Source organism: Monashia sp. HAY1-2A (assembly GCF_056755315.1).
Genome location: NZ_JBNDHY010000630.1, coordinates 1 through 248, shown reverse-complemented (window position 1 = coordinate 248; position 248 = coordinate 1). Strand labels below are relative to the sequence as shown.

General features: G+C 44.0%; 1 protein-coding gene. It reads left to right on the top strand.

Annotated elements, in window-relative coordinates; genetic code table 11:
- Nucleotides 1-12: 12 nt before the first annotated feature.
- A partial coding sequence (locus tag ACPYOM_RS23325; RefSeq protein ID WP_481347793.1) for a glycosyltransferase occupies nt 13-248 on the top strand: 236 nt, incomplete at its 3' end.

Here is a 248-nt window from a genome sequence, read left to right as displayed (position 1 = left end):
GCATTAGAAGCGATGGCAGCCAATACCCCGGTCATCAGCTCAAATGCAGGCGGAATTCCGGAGGTAAACATCCAAGGCGAAACAGGATTTTTAGCTGAAATCGGGAATGTGGAAGCGATGAGCAACTACACCATTAAACTGCTCAGCAATGAAGCGCTTCTAACCGAAATGAAGAAGAGTGCGAAAGAACAGGCCATCAAATTCGATTTGAAAAACATTCTTCCTATCTATGAGCAAATGTATAGAAC